14 protein-coding genes are annotated in these 17,106 nt (G+C 31.1%); 4 read left to right on the forward strand and 10 right to left on the reverse strand.

Features of this window, described 5'->3' with window-relative positions; genetic code table 11:
* The first annotated feature begins 2 nt into the window (after window positions 1–2).
* On the forward strand, window positions 3–470 hold the full coding sequence (locus LWW95_01070) for a universal stress protein (protein ID MDL1955633.1): 468 nt from the start codon (window positions 3–5) through the stop codon (window positions 468–470).
* On the opposite strand, the gene LWW95_01075 is transcribed toward LWW95_01070, so the two are convergent.
* Window positions 460–1,821, reverse strand: a complete 1,362-nt coding sequence (locus LWW95_01075) for an FAD-binding oxidoreductase (protein MDL1955634.1) — start codon at window positions 1,819–1,821, stop codon at window positions 460–462. The genes LWW95_01070 and LWW95_01075 overlap by 11 nt on opposite strands.
* Before the next feature lie 111 nt (window positions 1,822–1,932).
* Here LWW95_01075 and LWW95_01080 point away from each other — a divergent pair, with 111 nt between their 5' ends.
* The gene (locus LWW95_01080) at window positions 1,933–4,851 is read left to right on the forward strand and encodes a PAS domain S-box protein (protein MDL1955635.1); all 2,919 of its coding nucleotides are present in this window, start codon (window positions 1,933–1,935) and stop codon (window positions 4,849–4,851) included.
* Entirely contained in the window at window positions 4,848–5,123 is a 276-nt protein-coding gene (locus LWW95_01085; GenBank protein ID MDL1955636.1) for a hypothetical protein, read from the forward strand. The genes LWW95_01080 and LWW95_01085 overlap by 4 nt, the downstream gene beginning before the upstream one ends.
* 1 nt (window position 5,124) lies before the next feature.
* On the opposite strand, the gene LWW95_01090 is transcribed toward LWW95_01085, so the two are convergent.
* From LWW95_01090 to LWW95_01105, 4 genes are read right to left on the reverse strand one after another with little or no spacing between them, the layout of a single operon-like run.
* A complete protein-coding gene (locus LWW95_01090) occupies window positions 5,125–8,106 on the reverse strand; it encodes a phosphoribosylformylglycinamidine synthase subunit PurS (GenBank protein ID MDL1955637.1) in 2,982 nt (993 codons plus the stop codon).
* A gap of 2 nt (window positions 8,107–8,108) precedes the next feature.
* Window positions 8,109–9,029, reverse strand: a complete 921-nt coding sequence (locus LWW95_01095; GenBank protein MDL1955638.1) for a hypothetical protein — start codon at window positions 9,027–9,029, stop codon at window positions 8,109–8,111.
* On the reverse strand, window positions 9,026–9,229 hold the full coding sequence (locus LWW95_01100) for a hypothetical protein (GenBank protein MDL1955639.1): 204 nt from the start codon (window positions 9,227–9,229) through the stop codon (window positions 9,026–9,028). Before LWW95_01100 ends, LWW95_01095 begins: the two co-directional genes overlap by 4 nt.
* Window positions 9,213–10,967 carry an AAA family ATPase gene (locus LWW95_01105; protein MDL1955640.1) on the reverse strand — a complete coding sequence of 585 codons (1,755 nt, stop codon included), beginning with the start codon at window positions 10,965–10,967 and terminating at the stop codon, window positions 9,213–9,215. The genes LWW95_01100 and LWW95_01105 overlap by 17 nt, the downstream gene beginning before the upstream one ends.
* Before the next feature lie 140 nt (window positions 10,968–11,107).
* Here LWW95_01105 and LWW95_01110 point away from each other — a divergent pair, with 140 nt between their 5' ends.
* A complete protein-coding gene (locus LWW95_01110) occupies window positions 11,108–11,311 on the forward strand; it encodes a cold-shock protein (GenBank protein MDL1955641.1) in 204 nt (67 codons plus the stop codon).
* 42 nt (window positions 11,312–11,353) lie between these two features.
* On the opposite strand, the gene prfB is transcribed toward LWW95_01110, so the two are convergent.
* The 5 genes from prfB to rlmB form a co-directional block, all read right to left on the reverse strand.
* Window positions 11,354–12,455 (reverse strand): peptide chain release factor 2 gene (gene prfB, locus LWW95_01115; GenBank protein MDL1955642.1). Its coding sequence is split into 2 segments (ribosomal slippage): window positions 11,354–12,385 and window positions 12,387–12,455, totalling 1,101 coding nucleotides; the frame shifts between segments, so codons are not numbered across the junction.
* 22 nt (window positions 12,456–12,477) lie between these two features.
* On the reverse strand, window positions 12,478–13,875 hold the full coding sequence (gene lnt / locus LWW95_01120) for an apolipoprotein N-acyltransferase (protein ID MDL1955643.1): 1,398 nt from the start codon (window positions 13,873–13,875) through the stop codon (window positions 12,478–12,480).
* A 109-nt stretch (window positions 13,876–13,984) separates the two neighbouring features.
* Window positions 13,985–14,923 (reverse strand): helix-turn-helix domain-containing protein, encoded by a 939-nt coding sequence (locus LWW95_01125; protein MDL1955644.1) that lies wholly within the window; start codon window positions 14,921–14,923, stop codon window positions 13,985–13,987.
* Between the two features lie 42 nt (window positions 14,924–14,965).
* Window positions 14,966–16,315: a B12-binding domain-containing radical SAM protein gene (locus LWW95_01130; protein ID MDL1955645.1), complete on the reverse strand. Its 1,350-nt coding sequence runs from the start codon at window positions 16,313–16,315 to the stop codon at window positions 14,966–14,968.
* Entirely contained in the window at window positions 16,308–17,036 is a 729-nt protein-coding gene (gene rlmB, locus LWW95_01135; GenBank protein ID MDL1955646.1) for a 23S rRNA (guanosine(2251)-2'-O)-methyltransferase RlmB, read from the reverse strand. Before rlmB ends, LWW95_01130 begins: the two co-directional genes overlap by 8 nt.
* Between the last annotated feature and the right edge of the window lie 70 nt (window positions 17,037–17,106).

Here is a 17,106-nt window from a genome sequence, read left to right on the forward strand (position 1 = left end):
AGATGGAGGAGATAAGAGTGAAAGAATTTAAAAAAATGTTAGTACCTATTGACTTTTCTGAAGTAAGTATAGTGCTTGTTCCTTATGCTAAATATTTTGCTGAGAAACTTCAAGTTAAGGTTCATCTCCTCTATGTTGTAAGAAGCCTTGATTATTTTGGCGGTTTTTATGTACCTCATACTTCTATTAAAAAGTTTGAAGAAGAGATTATTAAAGGCGCAGAAAAAAGAATGAAAGATTTTGTTGAAGAACATTTTAAAGATTTTCAAGTTAAATTCCATGTTTTGATTGGTGATGCTGCTACAGAAATTTTAAATTTTGCTGAAAAAGAAAATATTGATTTAATTTTAATGGGTACTCATGGTCGTAAAGGTTTAGATAAAATTATTTTTGGTAGTGTAGCTGAAAGGGTAGTAAAAGGAGCATCTTGTCCAGTACTTACAATCAATCCCTATCGGTCTAAATTGTAAAAATTTTTCCTGGGTTAAGAATATTATTTGGATCTAAGGTATGCTTTAATCGTTTCATTAAATGAAGAGTATTTGGTTCTATTTCCCAAGGTAGGAATGCTGCTTTTTTATAGCCAATACCATGTTCTCCGGTAATAGTACCACCAAAATTTAAAGTATTTTTTATAATCTCTTTAGCTATAGTTTCTGCTTTATTTTTTTCTTTAGAAGAATATAAAATATTTACATGGAGATTGCCATCACCAATATGACCAAAACACAAAATATGTATTTTATATTCTTTTCGTAACATCTTAATTTTCTTTATCATAGAAAAAATATGGCTATATGGTACAACAATATCATAACTTGCTTTTTTTTCTCCAAGTTGAAATAAAATTGGTGAAATAGCTCGTCTTATTTCCCATAATTCACTTTTTTCTTTTTTTTCTTTTTTAATCACTTCCACTTTTAATTCATTTGCTATGGTAATAATGTTTTCTAACATAATATTGACAACTTTTTCACTTCCATCTACTTCTAAAAGCAATAAACCCTCTCCTGGTGGTAAATCAAAAGGAAATTTATCTTTTATACATTCTCGGCATAAATCATCCATAAACTCTATAGCTGTGAGACGTTCTGGTAAATGTAAAAGCCTCATCAATAAATGAGGTAAGACTTTAAGTTTTTCTAAATTTAACAATATTGTGCCTTTTGCAGGAGGAAATGGTAGTAAACGCAACAAAATTTTAGTAAAGATTCCAAGTGTGCCTTCTGAGCCAACAAAAAAAGATGTAATATCATATCCACTTACTCCCTTGATAGTTTTGCGTCCTGTATGAATAATTTCACCTGTAGGTAATACAATCTCCAAAGCTAAAACATAGTCTCGAGTTACACCATATTTTACTGCCCTTGCTCCTCCAGCACAGGTAGCTATATTTCCTCCGATAGTAGAAAAAGAAAGACTAGCAGGATCAGGAGGATAAAAAAGCCCTTTTTCAGCTACTGCTTGTTGTAATTCTCCTGTAATGACACCTGGTTCTACCCATACATAAAAATTTTTTTCATCAATTTTTAAAATACGATTTAAACGGCTTAAAACAATTACTACCCCTCCTTTTAAAGGTACTGCTCCTCCAGCCATTCCTGTTCCAGCTCCTCTAGGGATTACAGGAAAATGATATTTATTGGCTAATTTAATAATAGCTGAAATTTCTTCAGCTGATCCAGGAAAAACTACTGCTTCTGGCATTTTTTTCTCTTGTGTAGCATCATATGCATAAGATAAAAGATCTTCTTTTTCATCAGAAAAAAAATCTCTACCTACAATATTTATAAGGGCTTTAGTTACTTTAGAGGAAAGCATATTAACTTATACACATAATGTTTCTTTTCTGCAAGAAAATAGTTGCTTTTTAAAAAGATTTTTGCTAATAAAAATTTTACATGATTTTCAGATATTAGCTATATTATTTTGATGAAAAAAATTTCTAATATTAATATTTCAGTTTGGATTTATATCTTTATTTTATTAAGCTTAATTTTGTTTATTTTAAGCCAATTTTATTATTATCAAAAAGGTTTAAAAGAAGTAGAGTATCAATTAGATTTACAATTTAATTATGAATTGGAAAAATTACAGGCTTTTCTCTATGAAGAAATAAATAGCGCTATCCTTTTTTTTGAAAATTATTTTGGCTCTTTACCTTCTACATACTCACCTTTTGAATACTTTGACTTTATTGCCCAAAGACATTTGTCTGCTTTACCTTTAAAAGTTGCCTTTTTCTTTAATAAAAAAAACATACTTAAATTTTATGGGCAATATAATTTTACCTTACCTTTAAAAGAGCTATCTCAAACAGAGAAATTTATAACCTATGTTCAAAATGCTTATAAAACTAAAAAGGTGACATTTTACTTAAGTAATTTTTTATTTTTTTCAAAAGATATTTCCTTTTTAAATACCCCTTTTTTTGTTATTATTGCACCTGTTTTTTGGCCTACATTAAATAATTATATTGGGGCTTTTGTTGGATTCATTGATATAAAAAATATTTTAGAAAAATATTTAAGTTATTTGAAAAACTTTATACCTGCTTCCTTTTTCATTATAGATGAAAAAGGGATCATTATTTATCACACAGATTCTTCTTTTTGCCATCAACCGTTCAAAAAAATATTTAAAGATATTCCATCAGCACATCAAGACAAAATAAATATTGTTATTGAGCAGATATTAAAAGAAGAAAAGGGAAGTTGTGATGGTTATGATTCTCGATTAGTTTATACAGCTTTTTATTTTCCAGATAAAACACGATGGGTTTTTGTTTATTCTTATCCTAAAAATTTAAGAAAAACTTATCTTTATCCTTTGATTAAAGGTGGTATGATTTCTGCTTTTCTTATAATTACCTTTTTAGCTTTATTATTGTTTACCATTAATCGATTTTATACTTCTACTATAAAATTTGTTTCTCCTTATTATCAAGCTATTAAAAGCCTTATAGATCCTTTTGTTATTACCGATTTAAATGGTCGGATTATTTATGCTAATCCTGCATTTAAGCGTTATTTAAGTAATAAAGTAAAAGAAGGAGAAAAGCTTTGTGCTATTTCGCCTGATTTTCACCGAGGAGAAATGCCTCTTTGGCATAGAGAAATGTTGAATAGTATAAAGAAAGGGAAAGATTATGAACTCCCTCGTTATTGTTTTGAGACAGCCCAAGGAGAAACTTTTTGGACCCGGGTGGTTTTTTCTGTGCTTAAAGATGCTAAAGGAAATCCTACTTATGTAGCCATAGATTTTAATGATATCACACGTCAAGTTAAATTAGAAAAGACTTTAGAAGAATACACAGAACAATTAGAAGAATTGGTGATAAAACGTACACAGGATTTAATAGAAAGTGAAGAACAATATCGCCAAATTTTTGAAACACAATTAATGGGCATTTTTATCATCCAGCCAACAGGAGAATTTTTGATGTTTAATGAAAAATTTAAAGAAATTAGTGGTTATAGTGAAGAAGAACTTTTAAAACTTAATTTTAAATCAATGTGTTCTCCAACCGAACGTGCGGCTTTGCAAAAATTGTTTCAAGATTGTCTTAATCAACAAAGTGTTTTTTACCGAGAAATGAGATTTTTTCCTAAAGAAAAGCATACTATTTTTGTTGATCTTTTTCTTCAAGCAACAAGATTTAAAAGAGAAACAGCTATTCTTGGGTTTATCTATGATATTACTCAAAGAAAGGCTCTAGAAGAAAAATTGCGTGAACAGGATAGAATTGCTGTTTTAGGTGAAATGGCTGCTGGGGTTGCGCATGATATAAACAATCTATTAATGATGATTATGGGTAATTTAGAATTAGTAAATTTCTTTTTAGAAAAAAATTCAATTAAAGCTAAAAGCTATTTGGAAAAAGCATTGAATGTGGCAGAGGAAGGGGAAGGTATTGTAAGGCGACTTTATGCATATGCTCATAAAAGATTACAAACAGCAGAAGTCATTTCTGATTTAAATAAGCTTTTAAAAGAAACAGTGCTTTTAACTAAACCTTTCTGGCGTACACAAGCTCGAAGAGAGGGAAGGGAGATTAATGTTATTGAAGAATATGGTAATGTAGGACCAATAGCAGGTACTCCGGTGGAATTAAAAGAAGTTTTTATAAATTTAATCAAAAATGCTGTTGAAGCTATTCCAGAGAAAGGAGAAATTTTTATCAAAACTTGGCAAGAAAATAAAATGAATTGTGTAATGATCAAAGACAATGGGCAAGGTATTCCTGAAACTATTATGCCAAAAATTTTTGAACCATTTTTCAGTACAAAAGGTGAGAAAGGAAGTGGTTTAGGATTAGCAGTAAGTTTAGGAATTGTTCGAGCTCATGGTGGTGATATTAAAGTGGAAAGTAAGGAAGGAAAAGGAGCAACTTTTTATGTTTATTTACCTATTATTGATCCTAATCTTATTGTTAGTTTGAAGAAAAAAGAAGAGGTTATCAAATCTTCTTCTCTACGGAAGAAAAAGGTTTTAGTAGTAGATGATGAAGTAGAAATTCTCACAATCTTACGTGAAATTTTAACAAATCTTGGTATAGAAAATTTTGGTGTTGAAATACCATATAAAGCAATTGAATTAATGAAAAAATTTAAAGATGAAATAGGGTTGGTTATTACCGACTTAGGTATGCCTGAAATGAGTGGTTTTGAACTTGCAGAGAAAATAAAAGAAATTACTCCTGAAATACCTATAATCCTTCTTACAGGTTGGGGAGCAGCTGTGTCTTTAGAAGAAATTCAAGCACATAAAATTGATGATGTTTTAAGTAAACCTCTTGGTCTTGATAAATTGAAAGAATTATTAAAAAAATATGGTTTTGAAGTAAAATGAAATTGCATTTAAGAAAGTTTAATCAATTTTTGGAAAAAACAAAACAAAATTTAAGAAAAGATGAAAAGGAAAAAATAGAATTTTATCTAAATAAAATAGCTACTCAAAAAGTTTTTAGTTTTGATGAATGTAAGGAATTTAAAATTTTAGTTGAAAAAATAAGACAAGCTTTATCAGAAAAGGAAAAGGAAGAATTTGACTGGATTGCTCCTACTCTTTTAAGTTTTGCTTTAGCAATGATAGTAGATGAATTAGGACCATTATCTAAATAAATTAACCAATTTCTTTTAATGTATTTTTCCAAGCTTCTTTTAAAACATAAATATCTGTTTTTATTATTGTTTCTCCATTAATTCCCTTAACAATAAATTGTTCATCATCACGTACTTGTCCAATTTGTGCAAAAACACAATCTGTCATAAAACTTTCAAATGCTTCTTTATATTCTGGATGAATAGTTACAATAAATCTGCTTTGGGATTCAGAAAAAAGAATATAATCGTTTCTTTTTTCTCCTTCATAAGGCACATTTCTTAAATCTATTTCCATACCTAAACCACCTGCAAAGGCACTTTCAGCTAAAGCAACACCTAAACCACCATCTGAACAATCATGGCAACTGGCAATAATTTTTTCCATAATAGCATCATGTAAATTCAAATAAAGTCTTTTTGCTGTTTTAGCATTTACTTTAGGAACATTATTACCAATAAAACCATGTTCAGCAAAATATTCACTGCCTCCTAATTCATCATATGTCATACCTAAAATATAGATTAAGTCTCCTGGTCTTTTTACATCCATACTTACTACTTTACGTACATCTTCTATACGTGCAATAACAGAGAACAAAATAGTTGGAGGAATAGAGATTTTTATATCTCCAATACGATAATCATTTTTCATACTATCCTTACCAGAAATGCATGGTACACCATAAGCAGTAGTATAATCATAAAGGGCTTGATTAGCTCTAACAAGTTGAGCAAGTTTATAATCTCCATCAGGCGTTTTTTCTGACAAAATTGGATCACACCAACAGAAATTATCTAAAGTAGCCATGTGATTCAAATCACCACCAACACAGATGGCATTACGGATGGCTTCATCTAAAGCGCAAGCAGTCATATGGTAAGTATCTATATCACTATAACGTGGACATATACCATTTGATATTACTATTCCTTCATAGCTTTCTAATAGTGGTCTAATAACAGCAGCATCTGATGGGCCATCATTATATTTTCCAACAAGAGGTTTTAAAACACTACCACCTTGGACTTCATGGTCATATTGTCTTACAACACCTTCTTTACTGCAAATATTTAATCGACCAAGCATAACTTTTAGAGTTTCTGTTAAATCTTTTGGGCAAGGAAAATCTGGTTCAGGATGTTTAGGTGGTTTCCAACGAGCAACCATCTCTTTTTTAGGAACACCATTATGGAAAAAATGCATATCTAAATAAAGTACAGTTTTTCCTTTATAAAGAACATGAAATTTACCTGTATCAGTGAATTTTCCAAGAACAGTTGCTTCTACATCCATTTTTTTTGCTAAAGTAAGAAACTCTTCAATATGTTCAGGTGGTACTGCAAGTGTCATTCTTTCTTGAGATTCTGAAACAAAAATCTCCCAAGGGTCAAGTCCTGCATATTTTAATGGGGCTTTATCTAAATATAATTCAGCTCCTCCTGATTCTTTTGCCATTTCACCTACAGAGCAAGAAAGCCCACCTGCTCCATTATCTGTAATAGAATTATACCAACCTCTATCACGTGCAATAAGGAGGAAATCAAACATCTTTTTCTGAGTTATTGGATCACCAATTTGTACTGCAGTTACTGGCGATCCTTCATGTAATTCTTCTGAAGAAAATGTTGCTCCATGAATACCATCTTTGCCAATACGACCACCTACCATAACAATTAAATCACCAGGTTTTGCCTGTTTCATATAGCTTGGCTCATTATTAATTTTAGCAGGCATAATCCCACCTGTACCACAATAGACAAGGGGTTTACCAAGATAACGATTGTCAAATACAATACAGCCATTAACAGTAGGAATCCCACTTTTATTTCCACCATGCTCTACTCCCTCTCTTACTCCCTCAAAAATTCTACGTGGATGAAGGATGCGCGGTGGTAATGGCTTATCATAAAATGGAGAGGCAAAACAAAAAACATCAGTATTAAAAATTAATTTTGCTCCTTTACCAGTCCCAAATGGATCCCTGTTTACTCCAACAATTCCAGTTAATGCACCGCCATATGGATCAAGGGCTGAAGGTGAATTATGGGTTTCTACTTTAAATACTAAATTCCATTCATCATTAAATTTGATTACCCCAGCATTGTCTTTAAAAACAGAAAGGCAAAAATCTTTTTCTCCTTTAGCCTTCCTAATTTCTTCTGTAGACCGGCGAATATAAGTATCAAAAAGACTATCAATAATTATAGTTTTGCCATTTTCATCAGTATAATGAATAATTCCATTAAAAATCTTATGTTTGCAATGTTCTGACCAAGTTTGTGCAATGGATTCCAATTCTACATCAGTTATCCGTTCATCTAACCCAACCTTTTTTCTTTCAGCAATTACTTCAGTTTGAGCAAAATATTCACTTATGGTTTTCATTTCTTTTAAATCTAATGCTAAAAGTCGATTTTTACTTAAGGCTATTAATTCTTCATCAGACATAAGATTTAAATTATATTTTTTTACTTCTGGTTCTTTAGGTAAAATAACTTTAGGTATATATAACCATACACTACCATCCCATTTTTCTCTAGAAACAATACGATAACGATGTATTAAGGTATTAGCCAAAAGTTCAACAGCTATTCTCTCTGTATCTTTTTCAGTTAAATTTCCTTTTAAAAGATAAAGTGTAGAAGTGTATACTCCTTCTTCAGGCTTTAAAGAACGAGAAAGACGCCATTCAATTGCCTCCTTTGCTGTTTTTCCTACATTATCTGTGACACCAGGTTTAAACCCTATTTCTATCATCCAATCGAAATCTGTTATTAAAGGTCGGTCAATAGAATAATTTTGAATAATAGGATCAGAAAATGGACCATTAGCTATAATTTCTATTTCTTCTCTTGTTAAATCTGCATCTACTGTATAAACAAATACTGTTTTTACTTCCTCAACAGGAATACCAAGAAAATTACGAATTTTCTTAGTTATTTTTTCTCCTAAAGCATCTTTAATACCAGGCTTAAAACCTACTTCTACTCTAAAAGGCATAATTATCTCCAATAGGCAAAAATGGCATTTTTATTTTTTGTTTTTAATTCAATCTTTGTCAATACTTTTAAGAAAATCTCCTTTGCAGAAAAGGAAGGAAAAAAGAGAATTTCAATAGAAAATGAGTCATTTGAAGGTTTTTGATATAGAGCAAGTAAATTATTAAGATGTGAGGAAATATTTTCTTTAGGAAGTTCTATTAATTTTGGCCATAAATCAGCCATTTTTTTTGAAGGATCAAAATATAAAGTGTAAGAAAAAAATGGTAATTCTTTTAATTTTTCTTTTACATATTGGTGGACTACTTCATCATCTGTAACAAAAATAGGAAATTCCTTTTCAGGTAATAAGTAAGAAAAAGCTTTTAAAATTTTATCTAAAAATTCATTTAATCCTTCATCAGGATGAGTGTAATCAAGACGTGGATTAATAAAATCAGGTATTTTTATCTCTTCTTTAGCATCAAAAATTTCTTTTAAAGCCTCTTCTTGAATTATAATACGTTTTATTCTTTGATAAATTTCAAAAATATTTTGACGATATTGTTCAGCTAAATATAGAAAAAGAGCACTAATAACTTCCTTTGGTATTTCTGATATTTTTTTAATATCTTTTCCTTTTAAAAGATTGATAAGAACAGATGTTTTTTCCTCATCATCTGATTGAGGGGGTACAAATTTTAAATATTCAAGAAAGCTTCTATCTGTATAGATTTGTGTAAATAAACGATATTGATATAAAAGTGATCTAAAAGATTCCTTCCAATCTGTGGGAAGAGGATCAAGAAATTTTTGGGCAGGTATAGAAAAATGAGGGCGCAAAGCAAGTGGAGTTAATGAATAAAGCTTACCAAAACAGGCAGCTATAGCATAAGCAGTTTTTTCTTTTGGATATAGATAGGGGTAATATAATGTCTCCATCATTTGAAGAAAATTTGGCGTTTGCTATTAATTTTTGATCCAATAGGCTTTCCACAGCGTGAGCAGCAATAATCATATTTCTCCCCTTCAGGAAGAATAAGAAGCAGTTTTTTCCTTACAGGCACTGTTTGCCTGCAATAAGGACAATAAAGTGTGGCAGCTTCAAATTCCTGATAGCCTTCTTCTTTAGGAATATCCTTCATAGGATCTTCGAATAAGTTGACGAATATAACCTTCTGGATCTTTTAATGATTGGGCAGTAAGCTCAAAAATTGATTGCCCTGTTTTTTCTTTTACAAGTTTTAAACCAAATTCCAAATTTTGTGCAATTTCTCGGCAAATATTAACAATATCTTTTTCTTGAATAATTACATGAGAAAGAAGCTCATCTATTGCTTCTTCAGAAAGATGGCATTTAAGACCAGTTTCTTCATAAAATGTTTCAAAAAATGTGGTTACTTCTTTTATCCATCTGGCCATCTCTTGAAAACCATAGGTAAGATCATAATCAAATTTATCATAAGCATTAACAATGAGTTCAATTCTTTTAGGTGTTAAATGAAGATCATATTGTTTAGCTAAAGCCTTTCCTTTATTTATGACAATTTCTCTAAGATATTTTTTTTCTTCTTTTAAAGCTTTTTCAAATCGTTTTTCACTTACTAGATCAATACTACCTTCTAGAATTTTCTTTAATGTTTCTTTTGGATTTAAAACCAATTCTTTTGTTACTACTAACCTTTTAATATCAGTAGAAGGTAAAGTTTTTTCAAAAGGTAAAAGGGTTTTTTCTAACACACTTACTAATCCTCTTGCACCTGTTCCTTCTTCTGAAGCCTTTTCTGCCAAAATGTGTAAAGCATCATCTTCAAACACAAGATCAATGCCATAAGCTCTAAAATCCTGTTTTTTAGCATTAATTACTACACTATTTGGATTCTTTAAAATTTGATAAAGGTCTTCTGTATTTAAATCTTCAAATACAGCAATTACTGGTAGGCGACCAATAAATTCAGATTCAAATCCATATTTAATTAAATCTTCTGGCTTTACATAGGGAAGATAACTATGTATTTCTTTTTTTGTAGTAATTTTTGCACCAAATCCCATCCCCTGCTGATGGAGACGCTGTTTAATAATCTCTTCTAAGTTATTAAAGGCACCACTCATTATAAAAAGAATATGTCTTGTATTTATTATACGTCGCTCTTTTTTCCCAGTGCGACGATAATGTTCTATTGCCTCTAATTGGGCAATTGGGTCAAATGGAGTTTTTAAATCAACCTCAGTTTCTTCCATGGGTTTTAAAAGGGCACGTTGGACACCAGTACGAGAGACATCTGGCCCAACAATCTCACCACTTGAAGCAATCTTATCTATTTCATCAATATAAATGATGCCAAATTGAGCAATTTCAATGTCATCATCTGCTTGATGAACAAGTTCTCTTACCAAATCTTCTACGTCTCCACCAACATAGCCTGTTTCACTAAATTTGGTTGCATCTCCTTTAACAAAAGGTACTCCAAGTTTTTGAGCAATAAGTTTAATCATAAATGTTTTTCCTACCCCAGTAGGTCCAATCATCAAGATATTATTTTTTATATAATGAATCTTTTGCCAAGCATTTTCCCGATGTGTCAGCCAATATTTAATACGATTAAAATGAGTACAAATCTTTGTGGCAAGGATAGCTTTTGCTTCATCTTGTTTTACTACATATTGATCTAAATATGCAATAAGTTCTTCAGGCTTTAAATCAAAATTAATTTTAGAAAGGATACGTTTAGCAGAAGATTTTTCTTCTTTTCTTTCTGGCTTAGGCTGAAAAAAGGGGGCAGAAATAACCCTTACTCTATGTCCATATTTGCGAGCAAGATACTCATTAAGTTCCTTTTCCAATTCTTTTTGAGATGGTAATTCACTATCTTTAAATTCCATAATAATTACCTCCATCATTATAATAATCCTGTTATCCTTTTCTGGCAAGTGGAAATTGCTTGTTGACAAAATATTATAGCCATGCTAGAGAAGGGAAGCTAGTAAATAGCTGATTTTTTATTTTTTAGGAGGTTTTTTAAATGAAGTTTAGAGGTAAGGTTAAGTGGTTTAATGACAGTAAGGGTTATGGTTTTATTCAACGGGAAGATGGATCAGATGTATTTGTACATTTTTCTGCTATTGTAGGGGAAGGTTATAAGACATTAAAAGAAGGTCAAGAAGTTGAATTTGAAGTAGTGGAAACAGCTAAAGGATTACAAGCTTCAAAAGTAGTGCGGCTTTAAAGTCAAACTATGCCTAAAAGGCCTGCTTTTAGCAGGCCTTTTTTATTTTCTCTTAGTATATAAAATATATGCTTCAATAAATTTATCTATTTCTCCATCTAAAACAATATCAGCTTGAGGAATTTCTAATTGAGTGCGATGGTCTTTGACCAAGCGATGTGGGTGAAGAATATAGGTGCGAATTTGATTACCCCATGCAATTTCTTTTTGTTGAGCATAAATTTCTTTTTTCTTTTCTTCCCTTTTGCGACGCTCCAAATCATAAAGGCGAGATCTTAATATCATTAAAGCAATTTCTTTATTGCGATATTGAGATCTTTCATCTTGGCACTGTACTACTATACCTGTAGGTATGTGTGTGATTCTTACACCTGTTTCTACTTTATTAACATGTTGACCACCTGCTCCACTTGAACGAAAGGTTTCAATTTTTAAATCATTTTCTTTAATTTCTATATGGATTTCCTCATCTACTTGAGGATAAATTGAAACAGCAGCAAAGGACGTATGTCTACGACCACTAGCATCAAAAGGGGAAATGCGAATAAGACGATGTATGCCTGTTTCTCCTTTTAAAAGACCATAAGCATAAGAGCCTTCAATAAGAAAAGTAACACTTTTTATTCCTGCTTCTTCGCCTCTAGTAATATCTAAAATTTTTGTTTTAAATCCCGATTTTTCTGCCCAACGAACATACATACGTAATAACATTTCTGCCCAATCTTGAGCATCAGTGCCACCTGCACCTGCATGAATTTCTATTATAGCATTAAGCTTATCACTAGGATCATCCAAAAGCCATTGAAGTTCTAATCTTTTTATTTTCCTTTCCCATTTAGCAATTTCATTAGCAATTTCCTTAAATGTATCTATATCATTTTCTTCACAAGCTAATTCATAAAGGATATTTAAGTCTTCTATAGCCTTTTTATATTCCTGCCATTGTCTTATTAGTTCCTCAAGTTGGCTTTTCTCTTTTAATAAAGGCTTTATTTTTTCAATACACTGCCAATCTTGATATTCAAGAAGTGTCTTTTCTAACTCTTTAAGACGGGATATTTTGATAGGGATGTCAAAGACACTCCCCTAATTTTATAAAACGAGTTTGAAGATTTTTTAAAGTTTCTCTAATTTCTTCCATCATTAGCCTTTTTTATTAAAATAATCTATTTTAAGGAAAAGGCAAGGGTAAAAGTAATCAAAATTAAAAGAGAAATAAAACATAAAATATCACCATGGCGAACATAAAATGTCTGATAACGTATAATTGGTATTTTATCAATAAGATAATCTCTTTTAAAAAGTTTTGTTTTTTTCAAAATATGACCAGTAGGTTCAATGAAGGCTGTGAAACCAGTATTTGCAACCCGTGGAATAGCCCGACGTGTTTCTATTGCTCTTAAAGTAAGCATAAAAAGGTGTTGATAGGGAGCACTTGTATAACCAAACCAGGCATCATTAGTAATATTAACAAGGAATTCTGCTCCTTTTCTTACAGCTTCTCGACTCAATTCAGGAAAAATACTTTCAAAACAAATAAGCACACTAAACAAATAGTTATCAATTTTTAATACAGTCATTTCTTTTCCTGGTGTAAAATCACCAATATTACTAGCAATAGCTGAAAGAAAAGGAAATAATTTTCTACATGGTATATATTCGCCAAAAGGTACTAAATGTACTTTATCATAATATCCTTTAATTTTCCCATTTTTATCAATAAGATAAGCTCTATTAAAATAAACAATTTTTTTGCCTTTCCATTCATAAGCAGGACTACCTGTAAGAATAGGGGTATTTATTGTGCGAGCTAAATTTAAAATTTCTTCTCTAAAAGGAGATAATTCTTGTAAGTAAAAAGGTAAAGCAGTTTCAGGCCAAATTATTAAATCGATAGATTTTTGTGTCACTTTTTTTGTTAATTTTTTGTATATTTTTATTGTCTCTGTTTGAAATTTTGGATCCCATTTTTGAGCTTGATTTATATTGCCCTGAATAAGGGCAAGTTTTAGATGAGGTTTTTTAAAAGAAATTTTTTGCCAAAAAATAAGGCGATTATGACCATAAAAAAGAGCAAGGACAAAAACTATAATAAAAAAGATAAAATTTGCTTTTTTATCCTTTTTGAGGATGAAATAAAAAATAGAGGCATTTCCCCACATGATTAAGAAAGAGATTAAATAAACTCCACCAATTTCAGCTATTTGAATAAAAGTTAACCAGCGATATTGAGAATCACCTAATAACATCCAGGGAAAACCAGTAAAGAGATGTCCTCTAATATATTCTAAACCTACCCAAATAGCTGCTATTAATGGGGGATGTTCCCAAGGTAAGATACGTAAAATATAGCAAAAAATAGCAAAATAAAGAGAAAGATAAAAAATAAGTAAAAAAAGTAAAAAAATAGCCAAAAAAATAGAAATATTACCATAACATACTACTGCATAAACAATCCAATATAAGATTCCTAAAAAAAATATACTACCTGTTATAAATCCTTTTAAAAAAGCTCTATTTGGTGTTGTTTCTCTTATAGAAAAAAATAAAGGTAGAAAACCCACCCAGGCCAAGGGATAAATCCCAAAAGGAGGATGGGCAAGGATTAATAGTAAACTTGAGAAAAAGGGAAACATACATTAAAAGTGCCCTATAATAGAGGCTTTGTCAATGTTATCCCATTACCAAAGCCTCCTTAGGCACACCAAAAACCTGGGCGAGTTTTTCTATATTTTTCCCTTTAGGGATAGATTTCCCTTTTTCCCACATGTTTACAGTAATACGTGCACAACTTAATTTTTTTGCCAATTGTTCTTGTGTCCATCCATGTAATCGTCTTAACATTCTAATCTTTTTGCCAATCTCTCCCTGCCGGCATGCACGCCGATATTGTGCATCAAATGCCCTTTTCACCATTTTCTCCAGCAATTTCCGTCCAATTCTAACTATTTTGGCTATTTCAGTATTCTTATCACTAAAATAAAGTTGTTCAAACAGAATAAAAGTGGCACATGCTACTGGTAAGGCATTTCCAAACTCTGTTTGCAAACGTTTAATTATTTCTTCCCTAGCTAATATTTTACCTTTTTCATCTTTAAACAATGGAATAATATGCTTTTCCAAATATTGATTAACTAATTTTTCCCAATTAGGTGTCTGTAAGCTCTTTTTTGCCTTTAACAATTTTTGTCTTACTGCTTCACGAGTTAGTCCATAATCTTTACCAATTTCGCTCAGCGTTTCTCCATAAAAATAACGGCGGATAAAGAAAACCCTTTCTTTTTCAGGAACAAAACGTGCCATTTTCTGTAAGATCTCTGTAAAAGGAGTTTTTAAGAAATCCGCCTCCACATCGTGCCAATTTGACACAAATTGTGCCAATTTGGACATTAAACTTTCTACTGAACGATACCAAAGATTACGAAGTGTCAATGCTTTATTTACAGGTGTTTCTGCTAAGTGACCAATAGTCTTAATGTTCAAAGCGGCACACAATTTTGCTTCTCTCTCATTAAGAACAAGACATTCTACAGGATGATTTTTAAAAGGTCGTAATTGATTTAAATTAATTTTTTCACCAAAAGTTGTCACTTTTTTAGCTACAGCTCTCATAACTCCCTCCTTTTTATTTATAGGTAGCACATTTTTTGCTTATTAGCAAGAGTCATGCCAGATTTTTCTTTTTAAATCTCTTACATCCTCCCAAGATAAGGTGAAATGAGCACAGGGAAGGAGGGAGTTATTGTGCGTAATGGGCTCATTTACAAGATCATAAGGACTTTCTGTCACAGCCTTTTTCCAAAGAGGTGTGCCAGGAATGGGTGAATATTCTGCTAACCTAGGAGTAATACCAAGATTTTTAACAAAAAAAATACTTTCTTCTACTTCTGTGCGGGTTTGACCCGGTAAACCGATTAAAAGATATGCACCAATTTGTTGTGGAGAGAAATCAGCTTCATAAAGATAACGAACAGCTTTTATAAATTCTTCTTTAGTTATTTTTTTATCTAATCGATTTTTGCTACTTGTTTCAAGTCCTAATCTTATTGTCTTTACTCCAGCCAATTTCATTAATTTAGCTATTTTAGGAGTGATAAATCGAGCATGTAGACCATTTGGGGTATGAAATTCAACATTTATTTTACTCTTTATAATCATTTCAAAAAGTGGAATTATATGTTTTTCAGCATTTATTAATAAGGCATCATCATAAAAAGCAAATATTTTTACTCCATATTGCTTATGCCAAAAAATTATTTCTTTAAATACATCTTCAGGAGGACGTTGATAAAAATTGGGGAAAAGCAGAGAAGAAGCACAATAAGGACAGCTGAAAGGACATCCCCTAGATGTTAAAAGACAAACATAATCAATACTATTAAGTAAATCAAAAGCTGGATAAGGTAATTCTGGATCATATCCTAATTTTGGAACATATTCTAATTTGGAAGAAGTAATTTCTTCTAAAAGAGTGGGTAAATTGATTTCAGCAGGTCCCTTTAATACAAAATCTGCTCCACTAAATTTAATAGCATGTTCATAACAAAGAGTAGCATAAATACCACCTAAAATTATAGGTACTTGAGGCCACTTTTTTTTGCATATATTAATCACAGAAAATACACCAGGATACCAATAAGTCATACCTGATGTAATAAGGATAATATCTGGTTGTGGTATTTTGTTTAATTCTTCCCAAAAAATACGTGGTGTTAAACCAAAACGATAATAATATCTAGGGATATGGGCTAGAAAAATAGGTTTAGGAATATTTTGACGAAAAAATTTACCTGTACCATCAGATCTTCTTTTAGCAGGTTTTACATAAGGCTCAGAGATCATTTTTGGATGATGAACATTTAAACAATCAATAAAATACACTTTCCATCCATTTCTTCTTAACCAACTAGCTATATAAAGCAGTCCTAAAGGTTTTGCCCAATAGTCATGAGCAGCAAAATCATAAATCCAGGGATTAATAAGTAAACAACATAGTTTACTCATGACGTTTACGAAAAATTTCATAAAGACAAATAGCTGCTGCTGTTGCAACATTTAGAGAATTAACATCTTTCATCATAGGGATAGTAATAAGAAAATCACATTTTTGTCTGATAAGTCGACTTATACCTTTATGTTCATGACCAATAACAAGTCCTAAACGTAAATCTGTCTTTAATTCCCAAATAGGTTTTCCTCCTTTAACTACAGTGCCAGCAATCCAAAAACCGGCAGATTTAAGTTTATCTATAGTTTGCGCTAAATTTGTAACCTGAACAATTTTTATTTTAAATACTGTACCTGCTGATACTTTAATGACTGTAGGTGTAATATTAGCTGCCCGATCTTTAGGTAAAATAATACCTTTAACACCAAAGGCACAAGCACTGCGAATAATATTTCCAAGATTTTGTGGATCTTGAATATGGTCAAGAATAAGGAGAAAATTAGTAGTTATTATTTCTTCTAATTCAGCATAATAAAATGTTTTTAATCTTGCTACCACTCCTTGATGAACAGGTTTTGGAGTAATATTTTTTAAAAGATAATCTAAATTTATTCGTGGATATATTTTTATATTTATCCCTTTATCTCTTGCTATAGAAATTAATTGTTGTTTCTTTCTGTTAGTTAAACCTTCAGCTATAAATATTATATCAATTTTTTTTGGACAGCGCTTTAAAATTTCTAAGACTGGCTGAAATCCGTATATATAATTTACCATTTTAATATATTGCTAAAATTATGTTTTTAAGATATAAAGTGTTTATGTCTTGGTGGCAAGCCTTATGGCA

This window comes from Candidatus Desulfofervidus auxilii (assembly GCA_030262725.1).
Classification (GTDB): domain Bacteria; phylum Desulfobacterota; class Desulfofervidia; order Desulfofervidales; family Desulfofervidaceae; genus JAJSZS01.